We start from the raw sequence: 18,777 nt of genomic DNA, 5'->3' as shown, positions 1-18,777 counted from the left end.
CGGAGTTACCGGTTGGCAGGGAGGGGGGGAGCGATAGCAGGGTTTTGCAGCGTCGCCAGTTGGCGACGTTTTTCAAAGCGCCGACGCATGGGCTCGTCGGCCGCCGGGCCGGCCACGACCTTGTGTCGCCGGCTGATGGCCAGGCCGGTGCGCGTGTCGATCAGGGCCAGTTCGACGGGTTCGCCGCTGGCGTCATCGACGAGCTGAGTGGCGAGGCCTTCGGGCGAGAGGTGGGTATTGCCCCAGTCCATCAGGGTCAGCAGCACCGGCCTGAAGTCCCGGCCGCGAGCGGTCAGCAGGTAGTCGAAGCGCGGAGGGGTATCGCTGTAGGCTTTGCGTTCGAGCAACCCGCGTTCCACCAGGTCATTGAGGCGGCGGGTCAGAATACTGGGAGCAATTCCGAGGCTTTCCTGGAACTGATCGAAACGGCTGAGACCGTAGAAAGCGTCCCGCAGGATCAGGATGTTCCACCATTGTCCGACCTGTTCCAGGCTGCGTGCCACGGGACAGTGCAAGTGGGCCAAGCGGGTCTTCTTCATCGTCGGGGCCTCGGAATGCGAATGGTATTACGCATGTAATATTATGTCTGTAATATATTTGAGCGACTTTCAATTTGCAAGTCACTCTTTGCAAGTATTTTCAGGCGGGGGATGAGGGGGGGATTCGTGCTGGAAGGGATCACACGGTGACATGGGACCTTGAGAGCGCCACTGAACCTTGTGGGAGCCGGCTTGCCGGCGATGACGGTCGGATAGTCGACGCAGAACTTGCAGGCCTCATCGCCAGCAAGCCGGCTTCCACAATGGGCTGCTGGTCAACCGTGCTGGCAGGCATTGCCCAGGCGGATGAAGTTCATTTCGTGGCGCACACCCTGGCCATCGACATAGATCACGTGCCCCTGCACCGGACCACAGTCGGCCGCGGCGGCACTGTCGGCGCGCACGGCCTTGGCGATATCGAGGTCTTCGGAATAGTCATAGGGTTCGGCGTTGGCGCTGGCGGTTGCACCCTGGCCTTGGGGAGTAGCGCTCGCATCGCCTTGGGCGGTTGCAACCAGGCTGAACAGCGACAGCAGGACAAACAGAAGGTATTTCATGGCGGTCTCCGGAAAGACATCCCCCTCACCTGACGGTAGTGAGGCAGTGGTGGCCATTTTACGAACGGCACCGGCGCCAATAGAACGGATCCTTGCCAATAGCGGATATCAGCGTGATCGATACTGAAGCTGTGTTACGCCTTGGGTCCTGTGATGGGCGGTGTACACGGCAGGTCCTGAAATCGTCGACAACCTTGTAGGCGCCGGCTTGCTGGCGAGGCGATCTGTTGTTCGACATCGCTGTCGCCTGCAACACCGCTATCGCCAGCAAGCCGGCTCCTACAAGGAGTGCGTAGCCTTACTTGCCGCCCAGGGCGCCACCGGCCGCGCCGCCGAGGCCGGCACCGATGGCCGCTCCGGTCTTGCCGCCCAACTGGTTGCCCAGCAGCGAACCACCGGCTGCGCCGAGGCCACCGCCAATGGCGGCCTTGGTTTTCTTGCCTTTCTTGGCCGCCACCGCGCCGCCGGCCGCGCCGCCCAGGCCCGCGCCGACTGCCGCGCCGGTGCTGCCGCCCATCTTCTGGCCCAAGACGTTGCCCAGGGCGCCGCCCAGACCACCGCCGACCGCGGCCTGTGTGCCGCCTGCCGCCATGGCGCCTTGGGCAAACAGGGCGCTCAGGGCCAGGACGGTAAGTGCTTTACGCATGTTGCAAACCTCGAAGGAAAATGGAACGGCAATTGTCGCCGCCCCCGGTTGGCGAAGCAAATACTGTTGTCGGTGATATCAAACTATCCGACGGATTGTTTCAGGGATAAAAAACACTGTTTGTGCCCCAATATGGTTCACATCAAACCATGAAAAACTTGTGGTTATTGAAGGGGTTATGTCAATAGGAATCTGAAAAACACCTTGTTACAGATTGTCGCAGTGGGTTAATATGGTCCGGCGTTCACCTACCACGGTTTATGCATTTTTGAGCCCCAAGCGTCCATCAGCCGCTTGGGCTTTTTTTTGCCTGGAGTTTGTCAGTTGATGTCAACTCACGGTGTTCCAAGGGCCTGGAACGGCTGAAACGAACGTCGCCTCCGAGCAGGGCGTGGGTATTGCGTCGGCTTGGGCGTCAGGTGTTTTTCGAGTTCAGTTTGCGCAGTTCCTCATAGGTCGCCGACTGGACGAACCAGAAGCCGGAAATGATGCACCACACCAGTGTGCCGCCGACCAATCCGCCCAGGCCTACGAGGATGCTGCTGCTGAGCATGATGACCAGGCTGATGATCCAGATGCAGGCCAAGGCGATATACAGGACGATATTGTTGACGCCGATGACGAAGTCTTTCATGGGATTCCTTTTTGGATGTTGTCCTATGGTCGCTCCCTGTGAGGACCATCCCGGAAATCATATTTCTATCGACTACCAGCCGCCAGTCTGACGACCCTGGGGTCACCTTCCTACCCCGTTAGGACAGCTTCCCCAGGGTATTGGCCGAGTGACGCCAGGGGTATGATAAAACCTCATACCCCCATGACTTTTAATGGTTACAGCCCCCGCCAACCCCAGTGATAAAAAAGCGCAAACACCAGCTCACTCATAAAAACAAAGAGCGTTTGCACCATGACCCAGCCCCACTGCCGCGTCCTCGCCAGCTTCCTGCTGCGCTCTGCGTTTCCCGACTTTGACCGTTCGTGCCCCAAGGCCCGTGCGCGTTTCTGATCACCCTCAATTCCCTGCGTCCGCGAGATAAACCCCATGAAAGAACAAGACCTGTACATCGGCGAAGGTTTCGAAGGCCCCGGCGTGAACGCCGCCCATATCAATATCCTGCTCGGTCCGCGCAACGGTCCGGCCGGCCAGGCCTTCGCCAACAGCCTGGCTTCGCCGAGCCAGGGGCATTGCCCGTTCATGGTGATCGCCCAGCCGAATATCCCGGTCAAGCCGATGACCCTCTATGTCAACAAGGCCGCCATCGGCAGCGACTTCCACGGCAATGCCACCTGGGGCGCGTCCCAGGCCGGAATCGCCAAGGCCGTGCTCGAAGCCCTGCTCGACGGCACCCTGCCGGCCGAGGCCGAAGACGAGTGGGCCATCGTCACCGCCAACTGGGTCAACCCTTCCTGCGATGACCTCGATGCCGTCTACCTGAACAACTACAACGCCTGCCGCACCGCGATCCGCGCCGCTCTGACCGGGTTGCCGGTACGTGCCCAGCTCGCCGATGTGCTCGAGCACATCGCCAACCCTTTCTACACCCCGAAAGCCTGAGGTCCGCGCCATGCAATATATTCGTCTGGGCAATTCCGGCCTGCAGGTTTCCAAACTGTGCCTCGGCACCATGAACATGGGCACGCCGGACTGGAAACCGTGGATCTTCGATGAGAAGAAAAGCGAACCGATCGTCAAGCACGCGCTGGACAACGGGGTGAACTTCATCGACCTGGCGGACTTCTATTCCGCCGGCGTTGGCGAGGAAGTGTTGGGGCGCATCCTCAAGCGCCTGACCCGTCGCGAAGATATCGTGGTGACCACCAAGGTCGGTTACGGCACCCGCAGCGGGATCAACGCCAGCGGTCATTCGCGCAAGCACATCATGGACAGCATCGACGCTTCCCTCAAACGCCTGGACATGGACTATGTCGATGTCTTTATGCTGCATTACTTCGATGTGAACACCCCGGTCGAGGAAACCATGAGCGCCATGAACGACATCGTGCGCTCCGGCAAAGCTCGTTATATCGGCGTCTCGACCATGCTCACCGGGCAGTTGGCGAAGATCCTCATGGCCTGCGAGCGCAACGGCTGGGTCAAGCCGATCAATATGCAGCTGCAACTGAACTGCGCCTACCGCGAAGAAGAACGCGAGATGCTGCCGTTCTGCCGTGACCAGGGCCTTGGTGTCTCGGTGTTCAGCCCGCTGGCGCGCGGCCTGTTGACTGGCGACGCGCAGTCGACCCGCAACCAGACCGACTTCTTCACTCAGCAGATGTACAGCGACGAAGCCTCCTTCGAAATCGCCCATTCGGTGCAGCGTGTCGCCCGCCGTCGCGGTGTCTCCAATGCGCAGATCGCCCAGGCCTGGGTGGTCAATCACCCGGGCGTGGATTGCATGCTGGTGGGCGCCGACACCACCGAGCAGTTCGACAGCGCCCTGGCGGCCCTGGAGACCCACCTGGACGCCGACGAGCTGTACGAGCTGGAACGCAACTACACCCCGTGCGATGTGATCAACGATTACACCGCCGGCAAACGTATCCTGCGCTCGGCCCGTCCGGCCCAGGACGCTTTCACCCTGACCGAGGCCGTGGCATGAGCGAGTTGATCCGTACCGGTAGCTACATCGATGGTCAATGGTCCAGCGGCGGTGCCAGCTACCCGGTGCTGAACCCGGCCAATGGCGAGTTGATCGTCCAGGTCCAACGCGCGGGCGCTGAAGAAACCAACCTGGCCGTTGCCGCCGCCGAGCGCGCCTTGCCGGCCTGGCGCAAGCTGACCGCCAAGGAGCGCAGCGTGCGTCTCAAGCGCTGGAGCGAGTTGATGCTGAGCAACCAGCACGAGCTCGCCACCTTGCTCAGCCGCGAGCAGGGCAAGCCGCTGGCCGAAGCCATGGGCGAGGTGGTCTATGCCGCCAGTTTCCTCGAGTGGTTCGGTGAAGAGGCCAAGCGTGCCTATGGCGATGTGATCCCGAGCCACAAGGCCGATGCGCGGATCATCGTCACCAAGGAAGCCATCGGCGTAGTCGCCGCCATCACCCCGTGGAACTTCCCGCTGGCGATGGTCACCCGCAAGGTCGGCCCGGCCCTGGCCGCCGGTTGCACGATGATCCTCAAACCTTCGGAAGAGACGCCGCTGTCGGCCTTTGCCCTGGCGGTACTGGCGGAACAGGCGGGGATTCCGGCCGGGGTGTTCAATATCGTCTCCGGCGACGCGGTGGCCATCGGTGGTGCGCTGCAAGCCTCATCGGTGGTGCGCAAGCTGTCTTTCACCGGCTCGACCCGTACCGGCAAGCTGCTGATGCGTCAGGCCGCCGACACCTTGAAAAAGGTCTCGTTGGAACTGGGCGGCAACGCGCCGTTTATCGTGTTCGACGACGCCGACCTGGACGCGGCGGTGAAGGGCGCGATGGCTTCGAAGTTCCGCAACACCGGGCAGACCTGTGTCTGTGTGAACCGCTTTTTCATCCAGGACGGTGTCTACGAGGCCTTTACCACCAAGCTGGCGGAGGCGGTCAAGGCCCTGCGGGTCGGCAATGCGCTGGACGGCGAGACCGAGCAGGGGCCGCTGATCAACAGCGCCGCCTTGAGCAAGGTCGAGCAGCATGTCGGCGATGCGTTGGAGAAGGGCGCCAGGCTGTTGTGTGGCGGTCGTCGGCATGCCCTCGGCGGGACCTTTTTCGAACCGACCATCCTCACCGACGTTGGCGACGGCATGCTGATCGCCCAGGAAGAGACCTTCGGTCCGGTGGCAGCGTGCTTCCGCTTCAAGGACGAGGCCGAGGTGCTGCGCCGGGCCAATGACACGCCATTCGGTCTCTCGGCGTATTTCTACAGCCGCGATATCGGCCGCGTCTGGCGCATGGCCGAAGGTCTGGAGGCCGGGATGGTGGGGATCAACGAAGGGATCATCTCCACCGAAGTGGCGCCGTTTGGCGGTATCAAGGAATCGGGCCTGGGACGTGAAGGCTCGCATTACGGTCTGGACGATTACCTGGAAATCAAATACCTGTTGATGGGCGGCCTCTAAGGCACCGCCGCCCCACGCCCCCCTGTAGGAGCGAGCTTGCTCGCTCCTACAGGGGGGCGTGGGGCGGGCGCGGTATCGGGTTTCAGTTCTCCTTTTTTGCGTTGCCTCTGAACACGACCGGGGATTGCATCGGGACTTGAGTCAGGGATTGCTCACCAGGCTCAACCACTCGGTAAACAGCCGCACTTTCGACAGCCCCTGCTTGTCGTTCGCCACATCCAGCCAATAGCCATACGGCCCGACCACCTCCACCGGAGTGATGGGCAGCAGGCTGCCATTGGCCAGTTCCTTGACGATCATCTGTCGATCGATCACCGCCAACCCACCGCCGGCCAGCGCGGTGTTGATCACCTGGTCCAGGGTGCTGAATTCCAGCCCTTGCCGGGCATCCACGTCCTCACGACCCATGGCCGCCAGCCAGTTCTCCCAGACCTTGAGACGCTTGCCATCGTGCAGGATATGCAGCAGGGGCGAGTGGTGCAGGTCCGGCGCCTCGCCCCGCTCGAACAGCTCCGGGCTCGCCACGGCGATATGCCGCTCCATCACCAGCAGCTGGCTGCCGCAATGCGCGGCCGCCTCCAGGCCGAAACGGATCTGGCAGTCGACCTCGGCCAGGCTGTCATGACTGGCCTGGTTGGTCACGCTGAGGCTGATATCCGGGTAGCGCTGGCAGAACGCCCGCAAGTGCGCCGACAACCAGCGGGTGGCCCAGGTCGGCGGCGCGAGAATGCGCAGGCGCTGGCGCAGGTTGGGTACTCGCACGGCTTGCAGGGCACGTTCGATATGATCGAAGGCATCGCCCAGCTGCGGCGACAGCGCCGTTCCCGATTCGGTCAGCGACAAGCCCCGGGGCGTGCGCACGAACAAGGCCACGCCAAGGTAATCCTCGAGCTGCTTGATCTGTCGGCTGACCGCGCCCTGGGTCACGTTCAGGGACGCGGCAGCCTGGCTGAAGCTGCGATGCCGGGCGACTTCCTCGAACACGCGCAGCATGTTCAGCGAGGGCAGTTGACGCATGAAATGGATACTCCAGACCGGCTGACATACACCTGAAAAACACCGTGTTGAAGCACGGGGTCGACCTGTGTGGAGTCGGTTTATTGTTGTTCTTTGAAGTGCTTTTTTCGTAGGAGGTATCTGACTATCAGCGGCGGGACGATGCAAGCATTGCTTGCGGCTGTTGCATGAAATAGTCGGCGGGAGTGGAAAAAGGTGGGAGAGCCCAGGTGCTCTCCCACAAAGATGCGCAATGAAATGAGCAGATCATATGTGGGAGCCGGCTTGCCGGCGATGGCGTCCGGATGGACACCGCAAGGCTCAAGGGCCTCATCGCTGGCAAGCCAGCTCCCACATCAGGCAGAGCAATCAGAAGTAGTAGCCGATGTTCACATATAGCTGGTTTTTCCAGAGATCGGTACCGCCGGCCGCGAGGCTCTGGGTATAGCTGCTGCCACCGATATAAGGATCGTTCTTGCCGATCAGCCATTCGGTGGCGACCCAGAATTTGCTCACCGAAAACGAGGTGCCGAGGATCAACCGTTGCGAGGTCTTGAAGTCGTCCGCCGATTTGTCGAACGCGCTGTAGTTGGCGTACAGCTTGATCCCGCTGATCTGGTCGAGCAGGTATTTGCCGTCGACGTCGTAGCTCAGATCGGCGACATAGAGATTACCGCGGCTGGCGACGTTGAAGGTGCCGTCATAGCCGCCGAAGGTCACCACCTCGTTGCTGCCCGGATTGCGTGGCGACATCTGCTGGCGCGCCGCCTGCAATTGCACACCCCACGGGCCGTCCTTGCCCAGGTAGTGGATGGCCACGGCATTGCGGCGGCCGTCTTCACGAGTGTCGCGGTTCTCCAGGGTCGAGGTCAGGCCCGAAAGCCCGACCTCGGACTTCCAGTTACCCAGTTGCATGGCCTTGGCCAGGCGCACCACGGCGGTGTTGCGCTCCTGGTTGTCGCTGCCATTGGTCACATAGCTGTCGGCCCGGGAAACCACGGTGGAGTAGGTATCGCCGTTGCTGGTGCCGCGCCCTTGCAGGGCCGGGCGCAGGTAGAAGCCGGCTTGCAGGTTCCAGTCGCCGCTCTGCTGGATGTACTTGGCGCCGACCTGTTCCACATCTTCCAGGCCGACCACGTTGCCCAGGGTTTCATAGAAGGTACTGCCGAAGTAGGGTTGCAGGCCGAACGGAATCTGGTTCAGGCCGACCTGCACCTGCTGGTCCGGGTTGAATTTGTAGCCAACCCAGGCGGTCTCGGCGAACTGCACCGCGCCGATGCGATCGGTGTACTGGTAAGGGTAGGAGCGCCCGTAGAAGCGGTACTTGGCGGCGGCGATCCAGGTGTCGGAGTTGTACTTGGCGGTGAGGAACGCGGTGTCGAAGTCGAACTTCTGGATATCGCGATCCGGCGCATAGTCCCAGCGGTAGCGGACGGCGCCGCCGATGTCCAGGTTGTCGGTGACCTGGATCGCCATCGCGGGGCTGGAAAGGGCGCCCAGCAGCGCCAGCGGGGTTAATGAGCGCAAGGCCCGGGTGGTGTTCAAGTTCATGGTCGCTCCGTCTCTTCTCTAGGTTTATTGTTGGCAACAGCCATCCCGGCCACGGCAAAAGCGCGGTCTGGATGAAAGGGGTAGGGCCCGCTACGACGGAGGCTGTGAACAGCGTCCAGGCGCTAGCGGGCCATGAGGGTCAGGCGCCGGCGGCACTCAGGCCCGGTGCCGGTCCCGCCTGGGTTGGCGGTCGTATCGAAGCTCCGGGCGCGGCGGCCAGCAGGGTCTGGGTATAGCTATGCCGAGGCTGCAACAGCACCTGCTCGGCGGTGCCGTACTCGACCACTTCGCCCTGGCGCATCACCGCGATGTGATCGCTGATCTGCGCCGCCACGCGCAGGTCGTGGGTGATGAACAGGATGCTCAGGTTCAGCCGTTGCTGGAGTTCGGCGAGCAACTCCAGCACCTGTTTCTGCACCGAGACATCCAATGCCGAAACGCTTTCATCGGCAATCAGGACCTGCGGGCGCATGGCCAGGGCACGGGCGATGCCGATGCGCTGGCGTTGGCCGCCGGAGAACTGTCGGGGCTTGCGTTTCAGCGCGTCGCGCTTGAGGCCGACCTGCTCCAGCAGGTCACCGGCTTCGGTCCAGGCGTCCTTGGCCGACAGGCCTCGCAGTTGCGCGGCGCGGGCGATGATGTCGCCGACCCGATGGCGCGGATTGAGCGAGCCGTAGGGGTCCTGGAAAATCATCTGGATTTGCCGCCGACCCCGGGTCAGCGCCGCGCCCTTGAGTGCGAGGAAGTCGCTGTCGCCGAGCCAGACATGCCCGCTGTCGCTGTCCACCAGGCGAATCGCCGCCTTGACCAGGGTGCTCTTGCCCGAGCCGGACTCGCCGACAATCGCCAGGGTCTTGCCCCGTGGCAGTTGCAGCGAGACATCCTTGAGTGCACAGACCTGGCGTCCTTCGACGTGGTAGGTTTTGTTCAGGTGTTCGATCCGCAGCGCCATCTCACCGTCGGCGCAGGGCACATGCAGTTCCGGGTTCAGGGCCGGGACCGCGGCAATCAGCTTGCGTGTGTAAGGATGGCGGGGCGCTTGCAAGACCTGGTCGCGCTCGCCGATTTCCACCAGTCGACCGCCTTCCATCACCGCAATGCGGTCGGCGATTTCCGCCACTACGCCAAAGTCATGGGTGATGAACAGGATGCCGTGCTGGCCGCGCCCGCGCAGTTCGCGGATCAGCTTGAGGACCTGGGCCTGGGTGGTGACATCCAGGGCGGTGGTCGGTTCATCGGCGATCAGCAGGTCCGGATTCATGGCCAGGGCCATGGCGATGACCACCCGCTGGCATTGGCCGCCGGAAAGCTGATGGGGAAAGCTGTTGGCGATCCGTGCTGGCTCCGGCAACTGGGTCGATTCCAGCAAGGCGAGCATGCGTTCGCGCCGTTCTGCCGCGCCCATCTGCGGAGCGTGGATCTCGAAGATTTCCTCCACTTGCCGACCGATACGGATCGCCGGGTTGAGGGCCGCCATGGGCTCCTGGAAAATCATCGCAATGCGGTTGCCACGCAGGCCGCGCAACTGCGCTTCGGCCATGCTGCAGATGTCCTCGCCGAGGAAATCGATCCGTCCTTCGCTGTGCCGCAGGCCCTTGGCGTAGTCGCCCATGATGGCCCCGGACAGCACCGATTTGCCCGAGCCGGATTCGCCGATCACGCAGAGGATTTCACCCTTGCGCACGTCCAGGTCGATTTTCTGCACTGCATGGCTGCGGTCGGCGCCCGGCGGCAGTTCAATGGACAACCCCTCGACGCGCAATACTTGTTGGCTGCTCATACTCAACTCCTTGTGCCTTTCTGGGCGTGTTCGTCCAGGCCGTCCGCCAGCAGGCTGAGGCCAAGCATCAGGGTGGAGATGGCAATGCACGGGAAGATCACCAGATGCGGGAAAGCGATGGCCATGCTGCGGCCTTCGTTGATCATGCCGCCCCAGTCCGGGGTGGGCGGTGGCAGGCCGAGACCGAGGAAGCCGAGAGCGCCGATCATGATCGCGGTGTAGCCGATACGCAGGCAGAAATCGACGATCAGCGGGCCGCCGCAGTTGGGCAGGATTTCCACGGTCATGATCCGTAGCGCGCCTTCGCCCTGGGTGATGGCGCTGAGCACGTAGTCGCGGGAACGCAGGTCCATGGTCAGGGCGCGCATGATCCGGAAGATCGCCGGGGCGCTGGTGAAGGTCACCGCGATCAGGATATTCAGCGCCGAGGCGCCGAGGGCGATGATGATCACGATGTACAGCACCAGCACCGGGAACGACAGCACGGTGTCGGCGATATAGGACAAGACCGAGTCGACCCAGCCATTGAAGTAGCCGGCGCACAGGCCCATGGCGATGCCAAAGGCGAACGCGGTAAGGGTCGCCAGGGTTGACCAGAGCAACACCGTGCGGGTGCCCCAGATCAGCCGCGAGAGAATATCGCGGCCGAGCACATCGGTGCCCAGCAGGAAGGTCTGGCCGCTGCCGTCGTTGCTGAACGGGGTCAGCAGCGGGGTGAAGCTTTCCAGCGGGTCATGGGGCGCCAACCAGGGGGCGAAGATCCCGAGGATCACCCAGCCGCCCACCAGGCACAGACCCAGGGCCGCCAAGGGGTTCTTGAATGCATGCAGAAGGTTCATCGGGCGCTCCCGCCAAGGCTGCGCAAGGTGATGCGCGGGTTGAGCCAGGTATAGGCCAGGTCGGAGAAGATCTTGGTCGTGCCCACCACCAGCGCACTGATCATGGCGCAGGCCTCGATCAGGTAGACGTCATGGTTCAGCGAGGCGGTGTAGAGCAGCGAGCCGAAGCCCTTGTAGGCAAAGAACACCTCAACCACGATGACGTTGGACAGCAGCCACGGGATGTACAGCATGATCACCGTGATCGGTGCGATCAGCACATTGCGCAGCGCATGGCGCAGCACGATGCGCGCGGTCGAGGCGCCCTTGAGGCGGGCGGTGCGGATGTACGGTGCCTGCATCACTTCGACCATCGACGCCCGGGTGATCCGCGCCAGGTAGCCGACGCCGAACAGGCACAGAACCATCAGTGGCATCGCCAGCTGCAGGGCGCTGAAACCGTCGCTCATGCTGCTCACACCCGGCAGCCAGTTGAGCCAGAAGACGAAGATCGCCGAGACGAACACCGCGCTGGCAAAGTCCGGGATCGAGGTGGTGACGATGGACAGGAACGACACCAGGCGGTCCAGCGGCGAGCCCTGGCGAATCCCGGCCAGCACGCCGAGGGTCAGCGCCACGGGGACCATGATCAGCAGCGCGAGACCGGCGAGCATCAGCGTCTGTCCCAGATTGGGCAGCAGCAGGTCCATCACCGGCTCGCGAAAGTGCACCGAGGTGCCCCAGTGGCCGCTGACGAAGTCCTTCAGCCACACCAGGTAACGCCACAGGAACGGTTGGTCGTAGCCATGCTCGGTGAGCCAGGCGGCGCGTTGGTCGGCGGCGGAGTAGGGACCCAGGACGTTGATCGCAACGTCCTCGATATTCAGCTCCAGGGCGAAAAAAACGATCAGTGACACCGACAATAAAGTCGCTGCCAGGGCCAGTAGCTTGCGCCACAGAAAATCAGCCATGTTTGCATGCTCCGGCTATACAGTTGCCGGCTCGCCGCACCGGGGTGGGCGAGCTCATTGTTTCAGAGGTCGGATCAGGCGCTGAGCCAGGTTTCGTTCATCGGGTAGAAGTCCGATGGGTGGACCTGGAAGCCTTGGACCTTTTGCGACGTGGCGGTGAACTTGTCGGCCCAGAACGGCTGGATCATGACGCAGGCGTCCTGGAGGATCTGCTCCACGCTTTGCATCGCCAGGGCGCGCTGTTTCGGATCGACGATACCCATGGCCTTGTCCAGGGCGGCGTCGAAGGCCGGGTCGTGGTAGTGGCTTTCGTTCCAGGCGCCGCCGCTGCGGTAGGCCAGCTCCAGGGACATCACCCCCAGCGGGCGATGGGCCCAGTAGGTGAGGCTGAAGGCGGCTTTGTCCCAGATCGGCCAGTACTGAGTGGCGGGAATCACCTTGAGGTTGATGCGGATACCGGCCTCCAGGCAGTTCTGCTGGAGGATCTGCGCGGTGTCCTGCTCGTAGCGACCCTGGGTGTTGCCGACGATCAGGTCGATGTCGATGCCCTTGGGGTGTCCTGCCTCGGCCAGCAGCGCCTTGGCCTGGGCCACGTCGCGGGTACGCTTGGGCAGCGGAAAGTATTCCGGGTGCGACGGCGCCACATGGTGGTCCTCGCCCAGGGTGCCCATGCCGCGATAGGCGATCTTGAGCATTTGCGCGTTGTCGGCGCAGAGCGCCACGGCCTTGCGGATGCGCAGGTCGTCGAACGGCTTCTGGTCCACGGCCATGCGCATCACCACGGTCTGCGCTGATTTGCAGGTCAGCAGCTTGGCGTTGGGCAGGCGCTTGGCCAGGTCCAGTTCGGCCACGGTGACCCGGTACAGCACGTCGACTTGCCCGGCTTGCAGAGCGGCCAGTTGGGTGGACACGTCGGTGCCCATGTCGACATAACGCAACTCGTCGAGATAGGCCGGCTTGCCCCAGTAATCGGCGCGCTTGGCGAAGGTGGCCTGCTTGTTCACGGCGAACGAGGTGAGCTTGAAAGGACCGGTGCCGAGCGGGTTTTTCGACCAGTCGTCACCGGCCTTGAAGCTGCGATGGACGATGGCACAGGTGAAGGCGTTGAGCATTTCCGGGATCGCCAGGATCGGCCGCTTGAGCACCAGTTTGAACTGGTAAGGCCCGAGTTTTTCGAAGGCGGCGATGTCCTGGAACGCGGTGCGGTTGACCGACTTGGACTCGGCGCCGGTCCAGCGTTGGAAGTTGTGCTCGATGTCGTCGGCGTTGAAGGCGTCGCCGTTGCTCCACTTGACGTCCTGGCGCAGGTTGAAGACCCACTCCTTGAGATCGTCCGAGGGCTTCCAGCTTTCGGCCAGGTACGGATGGGTGATGTTCTGCGCATCGACCCAGGTCAGGTATTCCAGGCTGTTGCGCATCAGGTTCGAGGCTTCGATCCAGGTGATAAGCATCGGGTCCTGGATTTCCTGGATGGCGCAGGCAAAGCGCAGGCTGCCGCCATTGCGTGGCGGCCCGGCCTCAGCGGCCTGGGCCGAGTCGCTGAACAGCACCGGGCCGAGGAAGCTGCCGGCGCTGGCGGCGGTGATGCCGAGCAGGGTGGCGGTGTGGAGGAATTGCCGGCGGCTGATCTGGCCGCGCTTGGCTTGGGTGCACAGGTCGTCCATGGCTGGATGCGGCGCGGAGCCGTCCAGGGTAGTCAGGTCTTTCATGAGCCTCTCCGATACTGGGGCGTAAGTGCGTCTTTTGGGTGCCACTGCGAACAGAGGGTTGGCAGCTAGCGCTGGCGATCCAGGGGGGACCCGTGATCGGTCAGGCAAAACGTCGACGGCAGATCAAAGCGCGGAGCATTCAGGAGGCGGGACGTGAGGTTGGACATGGTGCGGCTCTCGTGTTGTTTTTATTTGAGATGCTCGCAGTTTTGTCATCTGGCTCCGGATGAACAAACGATAAATTCAGCGTAGGAAAATTCCTAAAACGCACATTACTGATTGTCCTCCCGCGCCAGACACGCTCCTGATGGCCCTCCCCTGTTCTCCTGACTTGTGTAGGAGCGAGCTTGCTCGCGATGGTCGTGAACGATAACGCGGGGTGTCTGATGGCCAGCGGTGCCCTTGCGGCCATCGCCGGCAAGCCGGCTCCTACAGGTCATGCGGTGGTTTCACGAACCCATGCCGCAGGGTTCAACTCGGCATCAGGCGCGGGTCGAACGGATAGTCCGAGAGCAGCTCGATACCGTGTTCGTGGATATAGATCTGTTCTTCGAGCTTGACCCCTTCACCGCCTTCGTCATGCCCGATATAGCTTTCCACGCAGATGGTCATGCCCGCCTCGAACACCCCGTCATAGCCCAGTGCATCGATGTCCTCGCGGTGCACCACGTAGGGGTATTCACCGGTCATGCCAACCCCATGGGCCAGGGCGAAATAACGGTTGGCCTTGTAGTGGTCGGGGATCTTCCAGGCCAGCTCCGCATACTCCTTGAAGCTGCGCCCGGCCTTGAGCATTTCCATATTGGTCTGCACCTGTTCATAGGCCAGCTTGTACAGCTCCTGCTGCTTGCGCGTGGCGGCCTGTTCGCCGCAGAGAAAGGTTCGTGAGAAGTCCGCGTAGTAGCCGAAACGACCGACCACATCGGTGTCCAGCGCCACCAGATCGCCGGCTTCGATGGGGCGCGTGCTGCATTCCTGGAACCAGGGATTGGTGCGTGGGCCGGAGGAGAGCAGACGGGTTTCCACGTAGTCGCCGTCAGTAGCGATCACATGCTGGTGCAGGTGCGACCAGAGTTCGTTTTCGCTGATACCGGGCTGGAGCTTGCTTTCCATCAGCTTCACGCCGGCTTCGGTGGCGCGCAGGCTGGCGCGGATCATCTTCAGCTCGTTCGGCACCTTGATGCAGCGCGCGCGTTCCAGCGGCTCCTGGGCATCGAAGACCTGGTAGCCGAGCTTTTGCAGCTCGAAGGCCGCCGCCGAGGTGGCGCTCTCGATGGCAATGCGTTTGCCACCACCGCATTTGCGCACCAGGTCGTCGATTTCGGCGGCCCAGTCGGCGGTGACAGTGCTCAGGAAACTGTCGCAGAAGTAGTAGGAAATCGCCTTGGCTGGCCGCACTTCATCGACGGTATTCAATGACGCGGCCAGGTGCAGGCAACCGCCGAATTCGAAGACCACCACCGGGCCTTCGGCGGGAATAAAGGCATAACGCGCCGGGTTACGCGCCGAGTACACCTGCATGTTGCGCGAGCCGGTGGCGTAGCGCATATGGGTCGGGTCGAACAGCACGCAGGCGGCGTAGTCGCGTTTTTTCAGCTCGTTGCGTACTCGTTGCAGGCGGTCCAGCTGGATCTGCTGGATCTCGGCGTAGGTGGGTTCGCAGTCGGCGGGGTTGCGGTTGGGGCCGAAAAGACTCATGGAGTGTTCCTCGCTAATACCGGTCGGTGATGGAAATTCGTTCTTATAGGAATCGCATGTTCTGTGTAGGAGCGAGCTTGCTCGCGATGGCCGCAAGGGCGCCGCTGGCTGTCAGGCGCCCCGCGTTATCGTTCACGACCATCGCGAGCAAGCTCGCACCTACAGGGGCGGTGCTGGGGCGGTCAGTCAAGCAGTTGGTCGCTACGCACCCGGCTGCGTTCGGCTTGCAGATGGGCTTCGGAGAGCCGTCCGTAGAGCTGCTTGGTACGCTCGGCGCGGCCGATGATTCCGGGCTTTTCCGAGTAGGCGAAGATCGCGGTATTGCGCTCGACCGCGCCCTCGACGCGGGTCACCCGGTGCACCGAAAAGCGCCCCTTGAAGATCTGCAGGTCGCCGGGATTGAGCTCCAGGTACTTCACCCGGCTGCGATCCTCACCCCGTACCACCTGGCCCACCGCGCCGAGGTTTTCCGCCGTGCGCGAGCGGATCATCGGCGCGTATTCGAACAGACCGCCGGCCTCGGGCTTCTGGGTCATCATGCTGACGATGAATTCGTTGGTGTCGAAGTGCCAAGGCTGCTGGGAGCCCTCCGGCATCACATTGATCACCAGGCCGGCAAAGGGGTCGGCATATTCGAAAATCTCAGGTTCCCCCAGGCAGGCACTGATGAAACGTTTCATCATCGGCGAGACGTAGAGCCGGTGAATGATCGCGTCCGGGGCGATCATGTCGCGGGTCACAAAGCCGCTGGTGCGCTCCATGAAGGTGCGGCGCGGGTCTTCCGCCGACAGGGAGGGATCGTCTTCGGTGAAGTAGGCGTTGACCTTGCGCACTGAATAAAACGTCTTGCCCGAGAGCGCCTGGCCTTCGAGACGGGCCTGTTCCAGTACTTCAGGGCGCAGGAAGTTTTTCAGCAGGCAGCAACCGTCGACGGCCAGTTCGGCACGGGCGTGATTGATCAGTGCCTGTAATTGGACATGGCCCGAATCATGAATGGGATAACGTTCGGTGTTGACGATATCGCGGATATCACCGACTTCGGCATCGGCAAGTTGAAGGCTCATTTCGGGCTCCTGAAGTTAACGATCATTAGTCGCCAGTGCAAGGTTCGAAGTTGTCTCGGCGTTGAATCGATAGTTACTTAAAAACAGGAGTAATAGAAATGATGAGTTACGATCGAATCCATCGGCGGGAGCGATAGTTATGTCAGGTCATCTGGACGGATCATTGCTCAAGGTGTTTGTGGCGATTATTGAATGCCAGGGTTTTTCGGCGGCCGCCGAGCGCCTGCATAAAACCCAGTCGACCATCAGTCAGAGTCTGCAACGGCTGGAAGAGGTGGTGGGCACGCCGCTGATCTACCGCACCAGCCGCAGCATCAGCCTGACCCCCAGCGGCGAGACCTTTCTGATCTATGCGCGGCGCATCCTCAAGTTGCACAACGAGGCGATCAATGCCGCCCATCTGCCCAATGACTTCGCCTGCATCCATGTCGGGATGCCCGAGGACTACGCGCAATACTGCCTGGCCGGGGTCTTGCGCGATTTTCGCGAACACTTTCCCAAGGTCCGTCCGGACGTTTGCTGTGAGGCCTCGGTGGCCCTGGTCGGGCGCTTGCAGCGTGGTGAGCTGGACCTGGTACTCGGCGTGCAACATGCCAACTTGCAACAGGGCGAGTTTCTCTGCGACGAACCGCTGGTCTGGGTGACCGCTGACGACCGCGCCTGGGCTGATGACCCGTCGGTGCCGCTGGCGGTGTATGCCGAGGGCTGTGCTTTTCGCGCCAATGCCATCGACGCCCTGGCCGAGGCCGGTCGGGCGTGGCACGTGGTCTACACCAGCCAGAGCCCACGAGGGATCGGCGTGGCCATCGAAGGCGGTGACACTGTGGGAGTGACCGCCCGCCGCTTGGTGCCGGAAGGCTGGCGGATTCTCGATGAGCGGGACGGTTTTCCAGCTATCGAGCCAGCCCGCCTGATGCTCTGGCGTTCGTCGGCCTGCCAGGAGCCGGGGCTCGATGCGATGGTGGAGATGCTCGGGCGCCAGTTGCGACGTTCAGACCGGCTCTTGGAGCAGCGGCCGACGGCGCTGGTGGCGGGCCATGACCTGCAGTAACAGCAGGCTGGCGAGGACCCCGCCGGCGATCCAGGCATGGATGATGGCGAACGAGCCGCTGGCTTGCAGCAACAGGCCGTTGAGCCAGTTCGCGCTGGCGCTGCCCAGACCGTAGCCGACCATGCTCAGGCTCACCACTTGCAGGCTTTGCACGGGTGTCAGGCGCGCGCTGAGGTAGGCGGCCATCAGGCCCCAGACCGGAAAGTAGAACAGCGCGAACAGCCCGGCGGCCAGCCAGGTCAGTAGCAGACCGGGGTGCAACAGTAGGCCGAGCATGGCCAGGCCGAAGGCGCCGATGCTGATGGCCATCACCCGCAACGCCCCCCAGCGGTCAGCCAGTGACCCCAGCGATATCCCGCCCAGTGCGCCACAGGCGCCGATCAAGGTCCAGAGCGAACCGGTGACCTGCGGGCCGGCACCCAGGCGTTCAGTGACGAAGGCCGAGAGGAAGTTGAGGAATGGGCCACTGATACTGCCGATAAACCCACTGAGCAGCAGGATATGCACGGCGATGGGTTGTTCCAGGCATAAGCGCAGCCAGTGCCTGAGTACCCGGCTCAGCGAGATGGCCGTCATGGGGCGGGTATCCGGGTGGTGGCCAAGGGGGGCCAGGGCCCAGAAGGTCAGCAGGGTGACGATCAATGTGAGTCCGGCGCAGATCAGCCAGAATGCGCCCAGGGAAATACCCTGGAGCAGGGCGATCAGGATGCCATTCAGGCAGATGGCAAAGGCCGCCCCGGAAGACGCCAGGCCCAGCACCCGACTGCGGTGCGACGGGGGAATCACCTCGCTGGCCAGGGCGGCAATCGCGTTCCAGTTGGACACCGCGCAGGCTGAGACCAGCGCCAGGCATAAGGCAAAGGGCAGGACCCAGGGCGTGGCCACCGCCAGCGCCAGCAGCAGCGGGCTGAGCAGCATGGTCAGGCGCACCATGTTCAAGGGGCTGATCCAGGCGGCGGCGATCCCGCTGGCAATCGAGGCCCCCATATAGAAGAGTTGCAGCAAGGCGGCGATGGAGGCGGCCTGGCTGTAACTCAGGGAGAAGTGCTGGCGGATCTCGGGTAACAAGGCGGAATAAAGGAAAATACTGAAACCGTGGGTGCTGGCATTGCAGCAGGTAAATATAAAAGCGAGCAGGCCAATAGTTCTGGCGGGGATGTTTTTACTGATTGCCATTGCGCGGCCCGAAAAAATAAGTTGTTGGGAGGGGTGCAACACAGTGGGGCGAAAGTGGGAATGGCGCCCAATGTAAGTGCGTGGAAACTTTCTATTTAAAGTTGTAGGGCAGGGTAGCGTTTATAAGTTGAAAAGAACCAGTGCTGAATACTCATGGGGCGTGTGCGAAATACTCGTGCTATTTATCTATC

17 protein-coding genes are annotated in these 18,777 nt (G+C 62.3%); 4 read left to right on the top strand and 13 right to left on the bottom strand.

Features of this window, described 5'->3' with window-relative positions; genetic code table 11:
* Positions 1 to 5: 5 nt before the first annotated feature.
* The 4 genes from AC07VG_RS20830 to AC07VG_RS20815 form a co-directional block, all read right to left on the bottom strand.
* The gene (locus AC07VG_RS20830; RefSeq protein ID WP_495002003.1) at positions 6 to 539 is read right to left on the bottom strand and encodes a winged helix-turn-helix transcriptional regulator; all 534 of its coding nucleotides are present in this window, start codon (positions 537 to 539) and stop codon (positions 6 to 8) included.
* Positions 540 to 814: 275 nt separating this feature from the next.
* Positions 815 to 1,096, bottom strand: a complete 282-nt coding sequence (locus tag AC07VG_RS20825) for a DUF2790 domain-containing protein (protein ID WP_495002002.1) — start codon at positions 1,094 to 1,096, stop codon at positions 815 to 817.
* 298 nt (positions 1,097 to 1,394) lie between these two features.
* Positions 1,395 to 1,742, bottom strand: coding sequence for a hypothetical protein (locus AC07VG_RS20820; RefSeq protein ID WP_040069550.1), 348 nt, complete (start codon positions 1,740 to 1,742; stop codon positions 1,395 to 1,397).
* A gap of 415 nt (positions 1,743 to 2,157) precedes the next feature.
* The gene (locus AC07VG_RS20815; RefSeq protein WP_495002001.1) at positions 2,158 to 2,376 is read right to left on the bottom strand and encodes a hypothetical protein; all 219 of its coding nucleotides are present in this window, start codon (positions 2,374 to 2,376) and stop codon (positions 2,158 to 2,160) included.
* Positions 2,377 to 2,784: 408 nt separating this feature from the next.
* Here AC07VG_RS20815 and fae point away from each other — a divergent pair, with 408 nt between their 5' ends.
* Genes fae through AC07VG_RS20800 form a run of 3 tightly spaced genes read left to right on the top strand, consistent with a single transcriptional unit; the run spans position 2,785 to position 5,772 of the window.
* Positions 2,785 to 3,297: a formaldehyde-activating enzyme gene (gene fae, locus AC07VG_RS20810; protein WP_495002000.1), complete on the top strand. Its 513-nt coding sequence runs from the start codon at positions 2,785 to 2,787 to the stop codon at positions 3,295 to 3,297.
* A 10-nt stretch (positions 3,298 to 3,307) separates the two neighbouring features.
* The gene (locus tag AC07VG_RS20805; RefSeq protein WP_495001999.1) at positions 3,308 to 4,342 is read left to right on the top strand and encodes an aldo/keto reductase; all 1,035 of its coding nucleotides are present in this window, start codon (positions 3,308 to 3,310) and stop codon (positions 4,340 to 4,342) included.
* Positions 4,339 to 5,772 (top strand): NAD-dependent succinate-semialdehyde dehydrogenase, encoded by a 1,434-nt coding sequence (locus AC07VG_RS20800; RefSeq protein WP_495021789.1) that lies wholly within the window; start codon positions 4,339 to 4,341, stop codon positions 5,770 to 5,772. The genes AC07VG_RS20805 and AC07VG_RS20800 overlap by 4 nt, the downstream gene beginning before the upstream one ends.
* Positions 5,773 to 5,913: 141 nt before the next feature.
* Here AC07VG_RS20800 and AC07VG_RS20795 read toward each other — a convergent pair whose 3' ends face one another.
* The 8 genes from AC07VG_RS20795 to AC07VG_RS20760 all read right to left on the bottom strand — a co-directional run bounded on the left by AC07VG_RS20795 (position 5,914) and on the right by AC07VG_RS20760 (position 16,359).
* The gene (locus AC07VG_RS20795) at positions 5,914 to 6,789 is read right to left on the bottom strand and encodes a LysR substrate-binding domain-containing protein (RefSeq protein WP_495001997.1); all 876 of its coding nucleotides are present in this window, start codon (positions 6,787 to 6,789) and stop codon (positions 5,914 to 5,916) included.
* 348 nt (positions 6,790 to 7,137) lie between these two features.
* Positions 7,138 to 8,319, bottom strand: a complete 1,182-nt coding sequence (locus AC07VG_RS20790; protein WP_495001996.1) for a porin family protein — start codon at positions 8,317 to 8,319, stop codon at positions 7,138 to 7,140.
* Positions 8,320 to 8,458: 139 nt separating this feature from the next.
* Positions 8,459 to 10,099, bottom strand: coding sequence for a dipeptide ABC transporter ATP-binding protein (locus tag AC07VG_RS20785; RefSeq protein ID WP_495001995.1), 1,641 nt, complete (start codon positions 10,097 to 10,099; stop codon positions 8,459 to 8,461).
* Positions 10,100 to 10,101: 2 nt separating this feature from the next.
* Positions 10,102 to 10,938 (bottom strand): ABC transporter permease, encoded by an 837-nt coding sequence (locus AC07VG_RS20780; protein ID WP_495021788.1) that lies wholly within the window; start codon positions 10,936 to 10,938, stop codon positions 10,102 to 10,104.
* Positions 10,935 to 11,888 (bottom strand): ABC transporter permease, encoded by a 954-nt coding sequence (locus AC07VG_RS20775; protein ID WP_495001994.1) that lies wholly within the window; start codon positions 11,886 to 11,888, stop codon positions 10,935 to 10,937. The genes AC07VG_RS20780 and AC07VG_RS20775 overlap by 4 nt, the downstream gene beginning before the upstream one ends.
* 74 nt (positions 11,889 to 11,962) lie before the next feature.
* Positions 11,963 to 13,597, bottom strand: a complete 1,635-nt coding sequence (locus tag AC07VG_RS20770) for an ABC transporter substrate-binding protein (RefSeq protein WP_495021787.1) — start codon at positions 13,595 to 13,597, stop codon at positions 11,963 to 11,965.
* A gap of 471 nt (positions 13,598 to 14,068) precedes the next feature.
* Complete coding sequence (locus AC07VG_RS20765) at positions 14,069 to 15,295, bottom strand: M24 family metallopeptidase (protein WP_495021786.1); 1,227 nt, start codon at positions 15,293 to 15,295, stop codon at positions 14,069 to 14,071.
* A gap of 182 nt (positions 15,296 to 15,477) precedes the next feature.
* Positions 15,478 to 16,359 (bottom strand): HalD/BesD family halogenase, encoded by an 882-nt coding sequence (locus tag AC07VG_RS20760; RefSeq protein WP_495001991.1) that lies wholly within the window; start codon positions 16,357 to 16,359, stop codon positions 15,478 to 15,480.
* A gap of 139 nt (positions 16,360 to 16,498) precedes the next feature.
* On the opposite strand from AC07VG_RS20760, the gene AC07VG_RS20755 reads away from it, so the two are divergent.
* Positions 16,499 to 17,410: a LysR substrate-binding domain-containing protein gene (locus tag AC07VG_RS20755; protein ID WP_495001990.1), complete on the top strand. Its 912-nt coding sequence runs from the start codon at positions 16,499 to 16,501 to the stop codon at positions 17,408 to 17,410.
* Here the strand turns inward: AC07VG_RS20755 and AC07VG_RS20750 are convergent.
* Entirely contained in the window at positions 17,351 to 18,586 is a 1,236-nt protein-coding gene (locus AC07VG_RS20750; RefSeq protein ID WP_495021785.1) for an MFS transporter, read from the bottom strand. The two genes, AC07VG_RS20755 and AC07VG_RS20750, sit on opposite strands and share 60 nt — an antisense overlap.
* Positions 18,587 to 18,777: the final 191 nt, after the last annotated feature.

This window comes from Pseudomonas sp. GW821-FHT03C07, assembly GCF_059420925.1.
Note: the sequence above shows the minus strand (reverse complement) of the source record. Positions and strands in the feature narration are given on the sequence as shown.

What these genes read in the sequence shown, in the direction of transcription:
- AC07VG_RS20830 (WP_495002003.1), bottom strand. Translation starts at nt 539, where the DNA reads ATGAAGAAGACCCGCTTGGCCCACTTGCACTGTCCCGTGGCACGCAGC.
- AC07VG_RS20825 (WP_495002002.1), bottom strand. Translation starts at nt 1,096, where the DNA reads ATGAAATACCTTCTGTTTGTCCTGCTGTCGCTGTTCAGCCTGGTTGCA.
- AC07VG_RS20820 (WP_040069550.1), bottom strand. Translation starts at nt 1,742, where the DNA reads ATGCGTAAAGCACTTACCGTCCTGGCCCTGAGCGCCCTGTTTGCCCAA.
- AC07VG_RS20815 (WP_495002001.1), bottom strand. Translation starts at nt 2,376, where the DNA reads ATGAAAGACTTCGTCATCGGCGTCAACAATATCGTCCTGTATATCGCC.
- fae (WP_495002000.1), top strand. Translation starts at nt 2,785, where the DNA reads ATGAAAGAACAAGACCTGTACATCGGCGAAGGTTTCGAAGGCCCCGGC.
- AC07VG_RS20805 (WP_495001999.1), top strand. Translation starts at nt 3,308, where the DNA reads ATGCAATATATTCGTCTGGGCAATTCCGGCCTGCAGGTTTCCAAACTG.
- AC07VG_RS20800 (WP_495021789.1), top strand. Translation starts at nt 4,339, where the DNA reads ATGAGCGAGTTGATCCGTACCGGTAGCTACATCGATGGTCAATGGTCC.
- AC07VG_RS20795 (WP_495001997.1), bottom strand. Translation starts at nt 6,789, where the DNA reads ATGCGTCAACTGCCCTCGCTGAACATGCTGCGCGTGTTCGAGGAAGTC.
- AC07VG_RS20790 (WP_495001996.1), bottom strand. Translation starts at nt 8,319, where the DNA reads ATGAACTTGAACACCACCCGGGCCTTGCGCTCATTAACCCCGCTGGCG.
- AC07VG_RS20785 (WP_495001995.1), bottom strand. Translation starts at nt 10,099, where the DNA reads ATGAGCAGCCAACAAGTATTGCGCGTCGAGGGGTTGTCCATTGAACTG.
- AC07VG_RS20780 (WP_495021788.1), bottom strand. Translation starts at nt 10,938, where the DNA reads ATGAACCTTCTGCATGCATTCAAGAACCCCTTGGCGGCCCTGGGTCTG.
- AC07VG_RS20775 (WP_495001994.1), bottom strand. Translation starts at nt 11,888, where the DNA reads ATGGCTGATTTTCTGTGGCGCAAGCTACTGGCCCTGGCAGCGACTTTA.
- AC07VG_RS20770 (WP_495021787.1), bottom strand. Translation starts at nt 13,597, where the DNA reads ATGAAAGACCTGACTACCCTGGACGGCTCCGCGCCGCATCCAGCCATG.
- AC07VG_RS20765 (WP_495021786.1), bottom strand. Translation starts at nt 15,295, where the DNA reads ATGAGTCTTTTCGGCCCCAACCGCAACCCCGCCGACTGCGAACCCACC.
- AC07VG_RS20760 (WP_495001991.1), bottom strand. Translation starts at nt 16,359, where the DNA reads ATGAGCCTTCAACTTGCCGATGCCGAAGTCGGTGATATCCGCGATATC.
- AC07VG_RS20755 (WP_495001990.1), top strand. Translation starts at nt 16,499, where the DNA reads ATGTCAGGTCATCTGGACGGATCATTGCTCAAGGTGTTTGTGGCGATT.
- AC07VG_RS20750 (WP_495021785.1), bottom strand. Translation starts at nt 18,586, where the DNA reads ATGGCAATCAGTAAAAACATCCCCGCCAGAACTATTGGCCTGCTCGCT.